12 protein-coding genes are annotated in these 16,405 nt (G+C 62.3%); 6 read left to right on the top strand and 6 right to left on the bottom strand.

The features are described 5' to 3' along the window. Positions 1–105: 105 nt before the first annotated feature. Together lysS and prfB are read right to left on the bottom strand one after the other, a co-directional pair. The gene (gene lysS, locus C2U30_RS08725; RefSeq protein ID WP_010675428.1) at positions 106–1,641 is read right to left on the bottom strand and encodes a lysine--tRNA ligase; all 1,536 of its coding nucleotides are present in this window, start codon (positions 1,639–1,641) and stop codon (positions 106–108) included. A gap of 20 nt (positions 1,642–1,661) precedes the next feature. Next, positions 1,662–2,760 (bottom strand): peptide chain release factor 2 gene (gene prfB / locus C2U30_RS08720; protein WP_102948437.1). Its coding sequence is split into 2 segments (ribosomal slippage): positions 1,662–2,684 and positions 2,686–2,760, totalling 1,098 coding nucleotides; the frame shifts between segments, so codons are not numbered across the junction. Positions 2,761–3,012: 252 nt separating this feature from the next. On the opposite strand from prfB, the gene C2U30_RS08715 reads away from it, so the two are divergent. Then, positions 3,013–4,884: a methyl-accepting chemotaxis protein gene (locus C2U30_RS08715; RefSeq protein ID WP_041215693.1), complete on the top strand. Its 1,872-nt coding sequence runs from the start codon at positions 3,013–3,015 to the stop codon at positions 4,882–4,884. A 174-nt stretch (positions 4,885–5,058) separates the two neighbouring features. Here C2U30_RS08715 and gltS read toward each other — a convergent pair whose 3' ends face one another. Further along, entirely contained in the window at positions 5,059–6,258 is a 1,200-nt protein-coding gene (gltS, locus tag C2U30_RS08710; RefSeq protein ID WP_041212483.1) for a sodium/glutamate symporter, read from the bottom strand. Between the two features lie 489 nt (positions 6,259–6,747). On the opposite strand from gltS, the gene ansA reads away from it, so the two are divergent. Next, positions 6,748–7,755 (top strand): asparaginase, encoded by a 1,008-nt coding sequence (gene ansA / locus C2U30_RS08705; protein WP_010675424.1) that lies wholly within the window; start codon positions 6,748–6,750, stop codon positions 7,753–7,755. 249 nt (positions 7,756–8,004) lie between these two features. Here the strand turns inward: ansA and C2U30_RS08700 are convergent, their stop codons facing one another. Together C2U30_RS08700 and C2U30_RS08695 are read right to left on the bottom strand one after the other, a co-directional pair. Continuing rightward, positions 8,005–8,298, bottom strand: coding sequence for a YeaC family protein (locus C2U30_RS08700; protein WP_010675423.1), 294 nt, complete (start codon positions 8,296–8,298; stop codon positions 8,005–8,007). Positions 8,299–8,358: 60 nt separating this feature from the next. Continuing rightward, positions 8,359–9,792 (bottom strand): glyceraldehyde-3-phosphate dehydrogenase, encoded by a 1,434-nt coding sequence (locus tag C2U30_RS08695; RefSeq protein ID WP_103243632.1) that lies wholly within the window; start codon positions 9,790–9,792, stop codon positions 8,359–8,361. Positions 9,793–10,003: 211 nt separating this feature from the next. Here C2U30_RS08695 and C2U30_RS08690 point away from each other — a divergent pair, with 211 nt between their 5' ends. Both C2U30_RS08690 and C2U30_RS08685 read left to right on the top strand, forming a co-directional pair. After that, positions 10,004–10,807, top strand: a complete 804-nt coding sequence (locus C2U30_RS08690; RefSeq protein ID WP_042865069.1) for a DUF2989 domain-containing protein — start codon at positions 10,004–10,006, stop codon at positions 10,805–10,807. Beyond that, positions 10,804–11,361 carry an NUDIX domain-containing protein gene (locus tag C2U30_RS08685; protein ID WP_103243631.1) on the top strand — a complete coding sequence of 186 codons (558 nt, stop codon included), beginning with the start codon at positions 10,804–10,806 and terminating at the stop codon, positions 11,359–11,361. Before C2U30_RS08690 ends, C2U30_RS08685 begins: the two co-directional genes overlap by 4 nt. 62 nt (positions 11,362–11,423) lie before the next feature. Here the strand turns inward: C2U30_RS08685 and sppA are convergent, their stop codons facing one another. After that, positions 11,424–13,268: a signal peptide peptidase SppA gene (gene sppA / locus C2U30_RS08680; protein WP_103243630.1), complete on the bottom strand. Its 1,845-nt coding sequence runs from the start codon at positions 13,266–13,268 to the stop codon at positions 11,424–11,426. Between the two features lie 321 nt (positions 13,269–13,589). On the opposite strand from sppA, the gene C2U30_RS08675 reads away from it, so the two are divergent. Both C2U30_RS08675 and C2U30_RS08670 read left to right on the top strand, forming a co-directional pair. Continuing rightward, the gene (locus C2U30_RS08675; protein ID WP_103244671.1) at positions 13,590–15,617 is read left to right on the top strand and encodes an NADPH-dependent 2,4-dienoyl-CoA reductase; all 2,028 of its coding nucleotides are present in this window, start codon (positions 13,590–13,592) and stop codon (positions 15,615–15,617) included. A gap of 107 nt (positions 15,618–15,724) precedes the next feature. Further along, positions 15,725–16,273 carry an NAD(P)H nitroreductase gene (locus C2U30_RS08670; RefSeq protein ID WP_103243629.1) on the top strand — a complete coding sequence of 183 codons (549 nt, stop codon included), beginning with the start codon at positions 15,725–15,727 and terminating at the stop codon, positions 16,271–16,273. Positions 16,274–16,405 lie beyond the last annotated feature (132 nt).

The raw sequence follows: 16,405 nt of genomic DNA, 5'->3' as shown, positions 1-16,405 counted from the left end.
CGTTCGTCACTGTGTGACTTCTGCATAAAAAAACGCCCCGCAATTGCGGGGCGTTTTGATTGCCATGGACGGCAGCGTTTTGCTGCGGCCCTGTTTCTGAGGCTCTTACTTTTGTGGACGCAAGGCCGGGAACAGGATGACGTCGCGGATGGTGTGGCTGTTGGTGAACAGCATCACCAGACGGTCGATACCGATACCCTGACCGGCGGTCGGCGGCAGACCGTGTTCGAGCGCGGTGACGAAGTCGGCGTCGTAGAACATGGCTTCGTCGTCCCCTGCGGCTTTCTGGTCAACCTGGGCCTGGAAGCGCTCGGCCTGATCTTCCGCATCGTTCAGCTCGGAGAAGCCGTTGGCCAGCTCGCGGCCGCCGATGAAGAACTCGAAGCGGTCGGTGACGTCCGGGTTCTGGTCGTTGCGACGGGCCAGCGGGGAGACGGCGGCCGGGTACTCGGTGATGAAGGTCGGTTGCAGCAGCATGTGTTCCACGGTCTCTTCGAAGATCGCGGTGATCACGTGGCCCAGCTCCCAGCTCTTCATCAGCTCGATCTTCAGACCCTTGGCGACGGCGGTGGCCTTCTCCAGGGTGGCCAGATCGTCACGGGTCACACCTGGGTTGTACTTCAGGATGGAGTCGACCATGGAGAGGCGCTGGAACGGCTGACCGAAATCGATGGTCAGGCCCTCTTCGCCCTCTTTGGCGTAACGGATCCTGGTGTCGCCCAGGATGTCCTGTGCCAGGGTGCGCAGCATCTCTTCGGTGAGATCCATCAGATCGATGTAATCGGCGTAGGCCATATAGAACTCGAGCATGGTGAACTCGGGGTTATGGCGAACGGAGATGCCTTCGTTGCGGAAGTTGCGGTTGATCTCGTAGACACGTTCGAAACCACCGACCACCAGACGCTTCAGGTAGAGTTCCGGAGCGATACGCAGGTACATGTCGATGTCCAGCGCATTGTGGTGGGTGATGAAGGGACGTGCGGAGGCGCCACCCGGGATGACTTGCATCATGGGGGTTTCCACTTCCATGAAGCGCTTGTCGTTCAGGAACTTGCGAATGCCGGCCACCACCTTGGTGCGGGTCACGAAGGTCTTGCGGGACTCTTCGTTGGCGATCAGGTCCAGGTAACGCTGGCGGCAGCGGGCTTCCTGGTCGGTCAGACCCTTGTGCTTCTCGGGCAGCGGGCGCAGGGCCTTGGTCAGCAGGCGGATGGTGGAGACGTGTACGGAGAGCTCACCGGCGTTGGTGCGGAACAGGGTGCCCTCGACACCGACGATGTCACCCAGATCCCACTTCTTGAACTGCTCGTTGTAGAAGCCTTCCGGCAGATCGTCACGGGTCACGTAGATCTGGATCTTGCCAGCCATGTCCTGCAGGGTCGCGAAAGATGCCTTGCCCATGATCCGGCGGGTCATGATGCGACCGGCAATCTTCACCTGTTTACCCAGGGCGACCAGCTCGTCATTGCTCTTGTCGCCGAATTCGGCATGCAGATCGCCGGAGAGGCTGTCACGACGGAAGTCGTTGGGGAAGGGGTTGCCCTGGGCGCGCAAGGCGGCCAGCTTGGAGCGACGCTCAAGCATCTCGTTGTTCAGTTCGAGAGTCTGGTCGACTTCCGGGGTGGTGGTTTGTTCAGACATGGTGATTCCTGCTGCTCTGTTTACAGGCCTGATTTCAGGCTGGCTTCGATAAACTTGTCCAAGTCGCCGTCGAGTACCGATTGGGTATTGCGGGTTTCGACGCCGGTGCGCAGATCCTTGATACGGGAATCATCCAGTACGTAGGAGCGGATCTGGCTGCCCCAGCCGATGTCGGACTTGGTCTCTTCGAGGGCTTGCTTCTCAGCGTTCTGCTTTTGAATTTCCAGCTCGTAGAGCTTGGCCTTCAACTGCTTCATACACTGATCTTTGTTCTTGTGCTGGGAACGGTCGTTCTGGCACTGCACCACCACGCCGGTCGGCACGTGGGTGATACGCACCGCGGACTCGGTCCGGTTGACGTGCTGACCACCGGCACCGGAGGCGCGGTAGACGTCGATGCGAAGATCAGCCGGGTTGATCTCGATCTCGATGTCATCATCGATCTCGGGGTAGACGAACACGGAGCAGAACGAGGTGTGGCGACGGCCGCCGGAATCGAACGGCGACTTGCGTACCAGGCGGTGCACGCCGGTCTCGGTGCGCAGCCAGCCGAAGGCATACTCGCCGGTGAACTTGATGGTGGCGGACTTGATGCCGGCCACGTCGCCTTCGGAGCATTCGATGAGCTCGGGCTTGTAGCCGTGGGCATCACCCCAGCGCAGGTACATGCGCAGCACCATGTTGGCCCAGTCCTGGGCCTCGGTGCCACCGGAACCGGACTGGATGTCGATGTAGCAGTCGGAACCGTCGTGCTGACCGGAGAACATGCGACGGAACTCGAGATCCACCAGCTTGGCCTCCAGCTCGTCCGCTTCGACCACGGCTTCGTTGAAGGTCTCTTCGTCTTCGCCTTCGACGGCCAGGCTGACCAGCATCTCGACGTCATCGACGCCCTGGGTCAGGGTATCGATGGTGCTGACGACGTTCTCCAGGGAGACGCGCTCCTTGCCCAGCGCCTGTGCGCGCTCGGGTTCGTTCCAGACATCCGGCTGTTCCAGCTCGGCATTGACCTCTTCCAGACGCTCTTTCTTGGCGTCATAGTCAAAGGTACCCCCTAAGCAGCTCGGTCCTCTCAGACAGCTCCTTAAGCTTGTTTAATACAGGATTGACTTCAAACATCGTGAAAACTCTCGGGGTCGATGTGATTTAAAAACGGGATATTCTAGCCAATTGCAGAAGGAATAAACAGGGTTGGCTGGCCCCGCTCTTTTTCCTGCTCCAATTTTCCGCAGCATTTTTAAAATTTCCGCGTAAAATATCGTCACTCACGCCATTCTCCGCTTCAGTTTTACGCGGATTGGCCGCTAACAACACACAGTGCCACGCACTCCCGATTGATCCTGTTCCCGACCCCCACAAGAAGAAAACACGATGAAAAACCTATCACTCAAGCAGAAGATACTGTTGTCTGTGGTCATCGCCTTGTCACTGGTGATCCTGCTGCTCTCCTGGCAGAGCTACACCAGCCAGAAGTCCATGCTGCTGCAAGGCAGTCAGGAACAGGTGCAGCGCCTTGGCAGCCAGCAGGCCGCCAGCGTCAGCGACTGGCTTGCCGCCCGTCGTGACGTCATCCAGGCCCTTGGCAACAAGGCCGGTGCCGAGCCCCTCAACGCCCTGCAACAGGCCCAGGTGTCCGGCCGTTTCCAGCTCACCTATTTTGGTGAGGGCAGCGGCAAGATGAACGACTCCGACCCCTCCATCAACCGTGACGGTTACGATCCCCGCTCCCGTGGCTGGTATCAGGAAGCCATGGCCAAGGGCGGCATGATCGTCACCAAACCCTACCTCGACGTGGCCTACAACATCCTGGTGGTGACCCTGGCCCAGCCTGCCCAAGGCGGCGTGGTGGGGGGGGATCTCTCCATCGCCTCCCTGGTGGATGACATCACCAAGATGAAGCTGCCAGCGGACGGCTTCGCCATCCTGATGCACAAGGATGGCACCGTCATCGCCTACAAGGATGCGGCCAAGGCGATGAAGCCGGCCAGCGAGATCGACAACGATCTGACCAATGCCCTGATCGAGCAGAGCAAGGCGAGCAACAGCCTGGTGCCTGCTTTCTTCGACAACGAGGGGCGTGACAAGCTGCTGTGGGCGACGGACATTCCGGACACCGACTGGGAGCTGGTGCTGGTACTGGACAAGAGCACCCTGGAGGCGCCGCTCTCCTCCCTGCTGATGACCCAGCTCGGCCTGGCCCTGCTGGTGCTGGTGGGCAGCATCCTCGCCATCTCCTGGCTGGTCAGCCTGCTGCTCGGTCCCCTCACCAAGGTGTCCCAGGCCCTGGCCCGCATCGCCGACGGTAACGGCGATCTGACCCAGCGCATCAAGATCGACGCCAATGACGAAGTGGGCCAGCTCGCCGGCAGCTTCAACCGCTTCGTGGGCAGCCAGCATCAGCTCATCGCCAACATCCGTCAGCTTGCCAACGAGCTGAACGCCGATGCCGAACGCAGTCTGGTGACCAACCAGGCCGCGGTGGAAGAGCTGCAACGCCAGCAACAGGAGGTGACCATGGTCGCCACCGCCGTCACCGAGATGGCGAGTGCCACCATGGAGATCGCGGGCAACGCCGAGAACACCGCTGCCGCCGCCCAGCAATCCGCCCAGAGCAGTGAACAGGGCAAGATCCTGGTGAACCAGACTCGCCAGTCCATCAACAACCTGGCCGAGGAAGTGGGGCAGGCGACCGGCGTCATCGGTGAGCTGAGCCGTCACGCCCAGGCCATCTCCGGCATCCTCTCCACCATCCAGGGCATCGCCGAGCAGACCAACCTGCTGGCGCTGAACGCGGCCATTGAAGCGGCCCGTGCCGGTGAACAGGGTCGCGGTTTCGCCGTGGTGGCGGACGAGGTGCGGGTGCTGTCGCGCCGTACCCAGGATTCCACCCAGGAGATCCAGTCCACCATCGAAACCCTGCAACAGACCACGGCCCGCGCGGTGAGCCTGATGCAGACCAGCCAGGGGTTGGCGGACAACAGCGTGAAGGATGCCGACGCTGCCGCTGCGGCTCTGGAGGAGATCACCCAGGCTGTCAGCCTCATCTCCGACATGGCGGGCCAGATCGCCACCGCCGCCGAGGAGCAGACCCAGGTGACCGGTGAAATCACCCAGAACACCACCGCCATCAAGGATGTGAGCGACGAGATCACCGCTTCCGCCATGCGCGACCTGGATCAGGCGCACAACCTCAAGGGGCGTGCCACCAACCTGAACCAGCAGGTGTCGACCTTTATTTTGTAAGGAAGGTCAGGCCGCAGTCCTACCGTGGCGTCAGTAAAAAGCCCCGCACCTTGGTGCGGGGCTTTTTGTTGCCTGCCGTCGGCCCCTTGGTGGGGGTCGGGGCAGCGTCCAGGGGCCAGCAAACAAAGAGCCCACCGCAAGGTGGGCTCTGTCATACGGGGCCTGCGCCCGGGATCACAAGAAGGGCAGGGCCAGGAACAGCTTGATCACCACAGCGTTGATAATGTCGATGAAGAAGGCTCCGACCATGGGCACCACCAGGAAAGCCAGGTGGGAGGGGCCGAAGCGCTGGGTAATGGCCTGCATGTTGGCAATGGCCGTGGGGGTGGCGCCGAGGCCGAAGCCGCAGTGACCCGCCGCCAGCACGGCTGCATCATAGTTGCGCCCCATGACCCGGAAGGTGACGAAGATGGCGTAGAGCGCCATGGCCACCGTCTGAACGGCCAGCAGGATGAAGATGGGCAGGGCCAGGCTTGCCAGCTCCCACAACCTGAGGCTCATCAGCGCCATGGCGAGGAAGAGCGACAGACTGACGTTGCCGAGCAGGGAGACCTCGCGGTCGCTCACTTCGTGCCAGTTGAGCAGGGTGAGCAGGTTGCGCAGCAGCACGCCGACAAAGAGCACGCAGACGAAGATCGGCAACTCGAAGACGCCGCCCTTGAGATAGAGGGCCAGCATTTCGCCCCCTTTCAGGCTGATGGCGATGAGTGCCAGGGTCTCGATCAGGCTGAAGGTGGTGAGCGGGCGCTCCATGTCCGGCATTTCGAAGCCCTGGGGGGCGCCGTCACGGTTGTGCTCCTCACCGGGCACCTGCACCTTCTTCACCAGATAACGGGCCACCGGGCCGCCGATGAGGCCCCCCAGCACCAGGCCGAAGGTGGCACAGGCTATCGCCAGCTCGGCGGCGGATTGCACGCCGTACTTCTCGGTGAAGATGGAGCCCCAGGCCGCCCCGGTGCCGTGGCCGCCGGAGAGGGTGATGGAGCCGGCCAGCAGCCCCATGTGGGGATCCAGCCCCAGCAGGGTGGCCAGACCCACCCCCAGGCTGTTCTGCACCAGCAGCAGGCCGGTGACCACCAGCAGGAAGGTGGCCACCGCCTTGCCGCCGCGCTTGAGGCTGCCCAGATCGGCGGAGAGGCCGATGGAGGCAAAGAAGGTCAGCATCAGGGCCGTCTGCAGGCTGGTATCAAATTGCAGTTCGATCTGCAGGGTGGAGCGCAGCACCAGCAGTACCAGGGCAACCACCAGGCCACCGGCCACGGGTTTGGGGATGTTGAAAGTGCGCAGGGGTCCTATCTTGTTGACCAGCAGGCGGCCAAGCAGCAGCACCAGGGTCGCGGCGACCAGGGTGGCGTAGGCATCAAGTTGTAGCATTCAGTGCTCCCATGTTGATCGGCTGTGTCTTTGGCGAGAAAGACTCACGGATCCAGCCGGGATGAAACAGAGTGGCGAACGCGCCAGTGACAGAGGGGCCGCAGCCCCGTCCCTCTGCAAAAGAGGGGGTCGACACGAGCCCGTGTTCGTCGGGCGTCCAGATGAGATTTGTGAAAAATCCGCCGGATACTAGCAAAAAACACCAAGTACATCCACATATGTCACATTAATGATTAAAACATGGTGTTAACATGGCATTTAAAACTGCCTCGCCGAGTGTGCTCCGGATCGCAACAATGCTGCTGCGGCTGTCATTTGCAGCGGCACTCTTTATAATTCGCCCGGTTCCGCCCCCACGGGAGGACACAGACCCTCAAGAGGTCTGCTGATGACCGATATTGAGCCCGCCCGCACCATCTGAAGGACGGGGGCTGTATCGGTTGAGCCCTGTTTGATTTGCCGGTTTCCAGTCCAGAGAGAGGAGAGGGTGTGAAGAAGTCCATCTACATTGCCTACACAGGCGGCACCATAGGGATGCAGCGTTCCGACCACGGTTATGTACCGATGGCGGGCTTCATGGAGGACTGTCTGGCACGGATGCCCGAGTTCCATCGACCGGAAATGCCCGATTACCATATCCACGAATATGCCCCCCTCATCGACTCTTCCGACATGACGCCGGCAGACTGGCAGCGCATCGCCGAGGACATCAAGGGCAACTACGACAAGTACGACGGTTTCGTCATTCTGCACGGCACCGACACCATGTCGTTCACCGCGTCTGCGCTCTCCTTCATGCTCGAAGATCTGCACAAGCCGGTCATCATCACCGGCTCCCAGATCCCCCTGGCCGAGCTGCGCTCGGACGGTCAGCAGAACCTGCTCAACGCCCTCTACATCGCGGCCAACTACCCGATCCACGAGGTGACGCTCTTCTTCAACAATCAGCTCTATCGCGGCAACCGCAGCAAGAAGGTGCATGCCGACGGCTTCCACGCCTTCGACTCGCCCAACTACCCGCCCCTGCTCAATGCCGGTATCGCCATCTCCCTGGAGGCAGGTGAGCTGGGCGTGCCGTGCGATCGCCCCCTGGTGCTGCACGACATCACCCCCCAGCCCATCGGGGTGGTGACCCTCTACCCGGGGATATCGGCTGAGGTGATAGCGAACATCCTGCAACAGCCGGTGCGTGCGCTGATCCTGCTCTCCTTCGGGGTGGGCAATGCGCCCCAGAACCCGGCCATGCTGGCGCTGCTCTCAGAGGCATCTGCCCGGGGCGTCATCATCGTCAACCTGAGCCAGTGCCTGCACGGCAAGGTCAACATGGGGGGCTATGCCACCGGCAACGCCCTCTCCCGTGCGGGAGTCATCTCGGGCTTTGACATGACAGCCGAGGCAGCGCTCACCAAGCTGCACTTCCTGCTGAGCCAGGATCTGCCGGCGCCGCGCATCCGTGAGCTGATGCAGCAGTCCCTGCGCGGGGAGTTGACCCCCTGACTTTCCCTCTCACCCTAACCCTCTCCCAGCGGTAGAGGGGATAGATCGAGGTGGCGAGGTTTGCCATGAAGATCGCCGGCAGGTGGCCCGCTGACTGCTCGCAGGTGCGTGCCAGCTCCCTTCTCCCCTGGTGGGAGAAGGGCCGGGGATGAGGGGATGAGTCATCCTGCATAGAGAGGAAAAAAGAGGGGAGCCATTATGGCTCCCCTCTTTCGTTTCGTTACCGCGATAGGTGACGTGCGGCCTGCCTCAGTGGCTAAGGTCGACCCGCACTATCTCTTCCTCATCGCGATACTGACGCTTGAGCTCGCTCTTGCTTTTCATCACGATCTCGCCGTCACGGCCGATGTTCATGTGCTCGGGGTTCTCAAGGTGCATCGCCTGCCAGGCCATCACGGCCTGCAGGGAGGTGGCCTTCTGCTCCTCGGTGAGGGGCTTGCCATCCGGCCATTTGCCGAGCTCGACCGCAGTCTTGAGCCGCTCGTACACCTCTTTGGGCATCTGCGCTATCGCTTGTTGAAACGTCACTTGTTGAGACGACATCCGGCCTCTCCTTGAAAATTGAGCCATGAACGCGGGGTCAGGCGGGCAGATCCTGTCGGACTATACCGGCAGATCCTGGCGGACTACGCCAGCCATCTGCTCCATCACCCGGACTACCTGACAACTGTACCCGAACTCGTTGTCATACCACACGTAGAGCACGCAGTGATCCCCCTCGGCGATGGTGGCCTGGGAGTCGACGATGCCCGCAAAACGGGAGCCCACCATGTCGGAGGAGACCAGCTCGGTGCTGGCACTGAAGTCGATCTGGCGATGCAGGGCCGAGCTCAGTGCCATCTGCTGCAGATAGGCATTGAGGCTCTCCCGATCGGTGGTTTGTTCCAGCGAGAGGTTGATGATGGCCAGGGACACGTTGGGTGTGGGCACCCGGATGGCGTTGCCGGTCAACTTGCCCTTGAGCTCCGGCAGCGCCTTGGCCACCGCCTTGGCGGCGCCGGTGCTGGTCATCACCATGTTGAGGGCTGCGCTGCGACCGCGGCGCTCGCCCTTGTGATAGTTGTCGATGAGGTTCTGATCGTTGGTGTAGGAGTGGACCGTTTCCACGTGGCCGTGGCGGATGCCGTACTTGTCCTGCATCACCTTGAGCACCGGGGTGATGGCGTTGGTGGTGCAAGAGGCGGCGGAGACTATCTTGTCATCCGGGCCTATCACCTCGTGGTTGACCCCGAACACCACGTTCTTCATCTCCCCCTTGCCGGGGGCGGTCAGCAGCACCCGGGCGGCGCCGCGGGCCTTGAGGTGCTCGGACAGCCCCACTTCGTCACGCCAGACGCCGGTGTTGTCAACGATCAGCGCATTGTCGATGCCGTAGGCGGTGTAGTCGATGTCGGCCGGGCTGTTGGCGTAGATCACCTGGATGAAGGTGCCGTTGGCGATGATGGCGCTGCGTTCTGCATCCACCTCGATGGAGCCGTTGAAGGGGCCGTGCACCGAATCGCGGCGCAGCAGGCTGGCACGCTTCTCCAGATCCCCGTCGCGACCGCCGCGCACCACGATGGCGCGCAGGCGCAGGGAGTTGGCGGCGCCGGTGCGCTCGATGAGCAGACGGGCCAGCAGGCGGCCGATGCGACCGAAGCCGTAGAGCACCACGTCGGTAGGGGCGGGCACGGCACTGCGGTTCAGGGCCGGTGCCAGCTTGGCGCGCAGATAGTCCTCGATGCCGGCTTCATCCTGGTGATCCTGCCAGTAGCCCACGGCCAGTTTGCCGAGATCGACTTCGGCGGCGGTCGGGTTCAGGGCCAGGATGGCTTGCAGCAGGGGAAAGCTCTGTTGGATAGGGAGGGGGGCTCCCTGGTGGCGGCGAACGACCCGGTGGGCCTTGAGGATATCGATGGTGGAGGCGTTTTGCAGGGGGCGTCCGTAGAGGGTGATCTCTATCCCTTGCTGTCGGTAGAGGCGACCTATCAAGGGTTGCATGGCTTCGGCGAGCTCCTGGCTCTCCTGCCACGCCTGCAAGTAGTGCTCGTGGGTCATTAACCAGATCCTTTTATTTCACGTTGTTGAAGCAAGTTGCCTGGGCAAATTGAAATTCGTCGAAGGCAGATCAGTGTAGGGCTGATGGTTTCGTTATATTATTCTGCAATCGCGGCCTTATACGGCGCGCGCATTGTAATGGATATGTAGCCTGTTTGCTAGTTGGCGGTGGCCGGTGCGGGTTGCGATTGTTATCAACCAGATGTGAACCATGACCCTATTCTCACAGCGTCCGTTACTGCTTTCCCTCGCTTGTTGCCTGACGTTGACGGCCTGCGACGACGACAGGATCCACAACATTTGCTCCCAATATCCCGCCCTGTGCGCGGACCTGGTGGACGATGGCTGGTGTCGCTATGAGCGCAGCGACGTCATTCGCGGTCGTTACTATCTCCAGGAAGAGGGGACGGACAGGCGCAAGTACGATCTGATGCGCGGCCTGGAGCGTTATCTGCAATGCGCCGAGCACTCCACCAACATCGAGTACAAGCGGGCCAGGGAGCAGAAGAGCCCCAGAGTGGAAGGGATGCTGGCCGCCGGCCGTCAACTGGAGCAACTGGATGCACAGACCCGGGGCTCCCGGGATCCCTACCTGCTGCTCTGGCACTGGACCAACAACACCAGCCCCGAGGCCCGCGCCAGCTTCCTCGCGCAGGAGGGGACGCCGAGCCTCGAGGAGCCCGAGCTGCAACTGGCGCTCGGCGGCATTTATGCCAAGAGCGAGCCCGAGAAGGCCATCAGGCTGATGCACCATGCGCTCTCCCTCTATCGGGAGGGGGACAAGGTCAACAGCCGGATCCTCACCGCCCTCAGCACCCTCTACATGGGGCAGAAGCGATTTGATCAGGCCTATCTGTGGGGCAAGGTGAGCGAGTCATTCCAGGAGAGCCCCGAGGTCTCCGCCACCCGGCTCGGCATTTACCATGCCATCGGCAAGGAGGAGCAGGAGACGCTGGACGACCAGGCGGCCACCATCGTCGATGCACTCAGGCAGGGGAGCTACCGCACACCATGAATTCGACCCTGACAGAGGTCCGGGAGTGGGCCCATCCCTTCGATATCCGTCTCGTGCACGGCCAGATCCGCGGCGAGGACAGGGTGCTTGAACGGGCCACGGTGAGGGCCGTGGTGATGCGTGGTGATCGACTGTTGCTGGTGCACTCCCGCGTCAACGGGGATCTCATGTTCCCCGGTGGCGGCATCGAGCACGGGGAGGCGCACGATGCGGCCCTGGCCCGGGAGCTGCGGGAAGAGTGTGGCGCCGAGCTGGTGGCCGTGGGCCCTCTGCTGGGAGAGACCCGGGAGTATCGTGCCGCGCGCGAGCCGGATTACGATGCCTACTGCATCCGATCGTCCTATTACCTCTGCCGGGTCGGGGAGGACTGGAGTGCACCGCGCCCCCAGCCCTACGAGATCCGCCTCGGCTTCACGCCGGGCTGGTTCCCCTTGGCCGAGGCCCTGCAGACCAACAAGACCCAGCTGGCGGGTCCCTGTCCCCAGTGGACGGCGCGAGAGACCCGGGTGCTGGCAGAGTTGCACCGCTGGCAAGCGTCCGGCTTGCTGACCTGACAAGGCCGCTTGCCCCATAAAAAAACCGCCTGTCGGCGGTTTTTTTATGGCTGTCCCCGGCGTCAGGGGAGACAGACCGGGCAGAAGGCGTAGGTGCCCTGGGGATCGTTGAAGCGGGTCAGCGGGTCCAGACCGCGGTTCATCTCCAGCAGCGCCTTGCCAAGCCCGGCGGGCAGCCAGCTTTGCAGGTGCGGGGCCAGCGCCTGGGCGCTGCTGTCAAACAGCTCGCGCAGGAACTTGTCCCTGGCCGACTCTTCCGGTGCGATGGGGGTGACCTGCCAACTTTTGAGGTTGGCGAGATCGGCGGCCGCCTTGAGGGCGTCATCCAGATTGCCGAACTCGTCCACCAGCCCCAGTGCCTTGGCATCCTGCCCGGTCCAGACCCGGCCTTCGGCGGCTTTTTCCGCCTCTTCCGGGCTAAGGCCCCGGCCCTTGCCCACCAGGCCGACAAAGCGCTGATAGGTGTCTTCCACGCTCAGTTGAATGGCTTCACCCACGTGATCCGGCAGGGCACGGGTCAGCCCGACCCCCACGAAGTCGGTGGTGCCGACGCCGTCGGTGTGTACCCCGTACTGGGAGAGCGCCTTGTCGATGGTGGCGAACATGCCGAACACCCCGATGGAGCCGGTGAGGGTGGTGGGGGAGGCGAAGATCTTGTCCGCATCGGCGGAGATCCAGTAGCCACCGGAGGCGGCGTAGCTGCCCATGGAGATGACCACCGGCTTGCCCGCCTGTTTCAGGGCCAGCAATTCGGCGCGGATCTGCTCGGCGGCGAAGGCGCTGCCGCCCGGGCTGTCCACTCGCAGCACAACGGCTTTCACCTGATCGTCACGGCGGGCCTCGGCCAGCAGATCGGCAAGGCTGTCGCCGCCGATGGTGCCGGCAGGCTGGACGCCATCCATGATGGCGCCGCTGGCAGTGATGAGGCCTACCTCATCCTTGCCGCTCTGGGGGTACTGTTCCGGGATGGCGGCCAGATACTCTTTCAGGCCCACGCCCTTCCAGCCGTGATCATCGGCCTCGCCCACTTCCTTGATCACCGCCTGGGTCATTTCGTCGCGGGTGGCGAGCTGATCCACCAGACCGTTGTCGAGGGCGTAACTGGCCGCATTGCCGCCGGCCTTGCGCAGCAGTTCGAGGAAGTGATCCTTGTTCGGTGCGACGGCATCCGGCTCGATCTCCCGCTGCTCCGCCACGTCGGCCACATAGGATTGCCATAGCTGATCCAGCCAGCGCTGGTTCGCCTCCTTGCTCTCGGGGGACATCTCGTCCCGGGTGTAGGGCTCGACGAAGGACTTGTAGGTGCCGACCTTGAAGACGTGCGGGGTGATATTGAGCTTCTCCAGCGCCGACTTGAAATAGGTCTGGTAGACACCCAGCCCCTCGATCAGCACGGCACCACTCTGGTTGAGCAGCACGTGGTCGGCGTGGGCGGCGAGCAGATAGGCCCCCTGGCTGTAGTAGTCCGCCATGGCGATGACCGGCTTGCCGCTCTCCTTGAAGGCGTCGATGGCGGCCGTCACCTCCTGCAGTTTGGAGAGGCTGGCCCCTTGCAGACCCTGGGGTTTGATCACCAGCGCCTTGATGCGATCGTCATTCCCCGCGCTCTTGATGGCCCACAGCAGATCGGAGAGGACGATTTCGCTTGGCTGCTCGTCCCCCTTGTCCATTTGCCTGAGCAGTTGCACCGTGGGATCGGTCTGGGTGCGCTGTTCTACCAGCACACCGGAGAGATTGAGGGTGAGCGCCCCCTCGATGGGAGTGCTTGGGGTCTCGCTCTGGCTGACGCTGAAGACAATGACCAGCACGACGAGAAGAAACAGCAGGTTGACCAGCATCAAGCGGGTAAAGTTGAGCAGGCGCCAGAGGCTGCGAAAGAGCCATCCCAGACCTTTGAAAATAGACATAGCTGCGTTGTCGCCCTGTTAATGGGTTGAGAGCAGCCATTATTAACCAGTTGCGCAGCCAATTGCCATTTCCCCTTGAGTCGACTGCCTCCCCGCCACTTCGGAACACGGCTGTTCGCTGAAAAAATGTCCAAACATTTGTTTGAAAAAGAGTTTTCGATTCTTTACTCTAGTTCCAGTTTGATAACAAAAAATTAACTGAAAGGCCCGATGAGCCGGCCCCACCTCCACCCACCGCTTCTTTTTACTGCCCGTCACCCGAGGCAGCCAGGAAGGCTGGAGCATGACCCCGTGCACATCGACCTCGACAAGGAGTGCATCATGAGCCGTTATCCCACGCTGCTGACCCCCCTCGATCTGGGTTTTACCCAGTTGCGCAACCGCGTACTGATGGGGTCCATGCACACCGGCCTCGAGGAGGAAAAGGGGGGCTTTGACAAGCTGGCCGCCTTCTATGGTGAGCGGGCCCGTGGCGGGGTCGGTCTCATCGTGACCGGCGGTATCGCCCCCAATTTGCGGGGGCGGCTGGTGCCCCACGGCTCCCAGCTGAGCTTTCCCTGGCAGGTAGCCAAACACCGCAAGGTGACCGAGGCAGTGCACCGGGAAGGGGGCAAGATAGCGCTGCAGATCCTTCATGCGGGCCGCTACGCCTACCATCCGTTCAGCCTGGCGCCGAGCGCCCTCAAGGCTCCCATCTCCCCGTTCAAGCCGCGGGCCATGAGCGAGCGGCAGATCCGCGGCACCATTCGCGACTTCGCCGCCACTGCGGCGTTGGCCAAGGCGGCCGGTTATGACGGGGTCGAGGTGATGGGCTCTGAAGGCTATCTCATCAACCAGTTCATTTGCGAACGCACCAACAAGCGCACCGATGGCTGGGGCGGCAGCAGCGAAAACCGCATGCGCTTCCCGGTGGAGATTGTCCGCGCCATCCGTGAGCGGGTGGGCACGGATTTCATCATCATCTTCCGCCTCTCCATGCTGGATCTGGTGGAGCAGGGCTCCTCCCTTGAGGAAGTGATCGCACTTGGCCGGGCACTGGAGCAGGTGGGGGTGACCCTCATCAACACCGGTATCGGCTGGCACGAGGCGCGCATTCCCACCATCGCCACCAGCGTGCCGCGCGGTGCCTTCAGCTGGGTGACCGCCGAGCTGAAAAAGCACCTCAAGGTGCCCCTCATCACCACCAACCGCATCAACACCCCCGAGGTGGCGGAGCGCATCCTGGCGGGCGGCGAAGCGGACATGGTCTCCATGGCGCGCCCCTTCCTGGCAGACCCCGAATTCGTCATCAAGGCGGCTGAAGACAGGGCGGACGAGATCAACACCTGCATCGCCTGCAACCAGGCCTGCCTCGACCACGTGTTCAAGCAAAAGCGTGCCTCCTGCCTGGTCAATCCCCGCGCCTGCTTTGAGACCGAGTTGACGTTTGGCCGGGTGCCCCAGCCCAAGAAGCTGGCGGTGGTGGGCGCAGGTCCTGCCGGGCTGGCGTTTGCCTGCTACGCCGCCGAGCGGGGCCATCAGGTAAGCCTGTTCGATCAGGCGAGCGAAATCGGCGGCCAGTTCAACTTTGCCAAGCAGATCCCGGGCAAGGAGGAGTTTCACGAGACCCTGCGCTACTTCGCCAAACGGCTGGAGAAGTGCGGCGTCGAGCTCTATCTGGGCCAGCGCCAGAGTGCCGAGAGCCTCTTGGGCGGCGGTTTTGACGAGGTGATCCTCGCCACCGGCATCCGCCCGCGCACTCCCAACATCCCGGGTATCGAGCACCCCAAGGTGTTGAGCTACCTCGATGTATTGCGTGATCACAAGCCGGTGGGCGAGAAGGTGGCGGTCATCGGCGCCGGCGGTATCGGCTTCGATGTGGCCGAATACCTGGTGGAGAAGAGAGGCTCGCCGGATGCTGAAAGCCATCGCGATCACTGGCTCAAGGAGTGGGGTATCGACAAGCAACTGGGTGAGCGCGGCGGCCTGACTACCCCCGAAATCGATGCCCCCGAGCGCCAGATCTGGTTGCTCCAGCGCAAGGAGAGCAAGGTGGGCGACGGCCTTGGCAAGACCACCGGCTGGATCCATCGCACCGTGCTCAAGAATCGCAAGGTGCAGATGCTCTCCGGCGTCCAGTACCTGCGTATCGACGATGCCGGGCTTCACATCCAGGTGGGCGACCAACAGCAGTGCCTGCCGGTGGATCAGGTGATCATCTGTGCCGGACAGGAACCCCTCAAGGAGTTGCAGGCTGGTCTGCAGGCTGCTGGCAAGCCGGTGCACATCATCGGCGGGGCCGACGTGGCCGCCGAGCTGGATGCCAAACGCGCCATCCGGCAAGGGGCGGAGCTGGCTGCCGTCATCTAGCCTCCCGACCCTTTCGTATCCTGACAAACCCCTGAACCCCAGGGGTTTTCTTCATCCAGTGCTGTGCTAAGGTAGCGCCATCATCGCCTTTGACAAGGAACTGCCCCATGGATGCCCTCCATCTGTTACTCAATCGCCACTCCTGTGGTCGTCTGGCCGAGCCTGCCCCGAGTGGCGAAGTGCTCGACAATATCCTCAAGGCCGGGCTGCGGGCGCCGGATCACGGCACTCTGACCCCCTGGCAGTTCATCCTGTTTGAAGGGGAGGGGCGTGAGCGCCTGGGGACATTGCTGGCCGATGCCGCCCATGCCCGTGGCGAGGATGCGGACTGTGTCGAGAAGTGCCGCGCCGCGCCACTGCGTGCTCCCCTGGTGATCGCGGTGGCGACCCGTTATCAGGCGCACCCCAAGGTACCGAAACTGGAGCAGGAGCTCTCTGCCGGTTGCGCCCTGATGGCGATGCAGATGGCGGCCCAGGCCCAGGGCTTCAACGGCATCTGGCGTTCCGGCTGGTTCATCTTCGACGAGCAGATCCATGGTGCACTGGGGCTGGCACCGGAGGATCAACTGGTGGGCTTCCTCTACCTTGGCACCCCCATGCTGGAGGCCCGCAAGCTGCGCGAGTTGCCCATCCAGGACTTCGTGCGCAGCTTCTGAAGCACAGAATGCCAAAAGCCCTGATTATTCAGGGCTTTTTTGTTTTCTGACAAAGCCGTCAGGCTGTACTGATAAATGCGCACTTGCCAAGAGGGGAGAAGGGGGTTGGCCGGACATTTTTTGAATTGTGAG

The organism is Aeromonas sp. ASNIH5 (genome assembly GCF_002902865.1).
Classification (GTDB): domain Bacteria; phylum Pseudomonadota; class Gammaproteobacteria; order Enterobacterales; family Aeromonadaceae; genus Aeromonas; species Aeromonas caviae.
Note: the sequence above shows the minus strand (reverse complement) of the source record. Positions and strands in the feature narration are given on the sequence as shown.

Excerpts from the sequence above, each read along its gene's own strand:
- lysS (WP_010675428.1), bottom strand. The coding sequence starts at position 1,641 with ATGTCTGAACAAACCACCACCCCGGAAGTCGACCAGACTCTCGAACTG.
- C2U30_RS08715 (WP_041215693.1), top strand. The coding sequence starts at position 3,013 with ATGAAAAACCTATCACTCAAGCAGAAGATACTGTTGTCTGTGGTCATC.
- gltS (WP_041212483.1), bottom strand. The coding sequence starts at position 6,258 with ATGCTACAACTTGATGCCTACGCCACCCTGGTCGCCGCGACCCTGGTG.
- C2U30_RS08700 (WP_010675423.1), bottom strand. The coding sequence starts at position 8,298 with ATGTCGTCTCAACAAGTGACGTTTCAACAAGCGATAGCGCAGATGCCC.
- C2U30_RS08695 (WP_103243632.1), bottom strand. The coding sequence starts at position 9,792 with ATGACCCACGAGCACTACTTGCAGGCGTGGCAGGAGAGCCAGGAGCTC.
- C2U30_RS08690 (WP_042865069.1), top strand. The coding sequence starts at position 10,004 with ATGACCCTATTCTCACAGCGTCCGTTACTGCTTTCCCTCGCTTGTTGC.
- C2U30_RS08685 (WP_103243631.1), top strand. The coding sequence starts at position 10,804 with ATGAATTCGACCCTGACAGAGGTCCGGGAGTGGGCCCATCCCTTCGAT.
- sppA (WP_103243630.1), bottom strand. The coding sequence starts at position 13,268 with ATGTCTATTTTCAAAGGTCTGGGATGGCTCTTTCGCAGCCTCTGGCGC.
- C2U30_RS08675 (WP_103244671.1), top strand. The coding sequence starts at position 13,590 with ATGAGCCGTTATCCCACGCTGCTGACCCCCCTCGATCTGGGTTTTACC.
- C2U30_RS08670 (WP_103243629.1), top strand. The coding sequence starts at position 15,725 with ATGGATGCCCTCCATCTGTTACTCAATCGCCACTCCTGTGGTCGTCTG.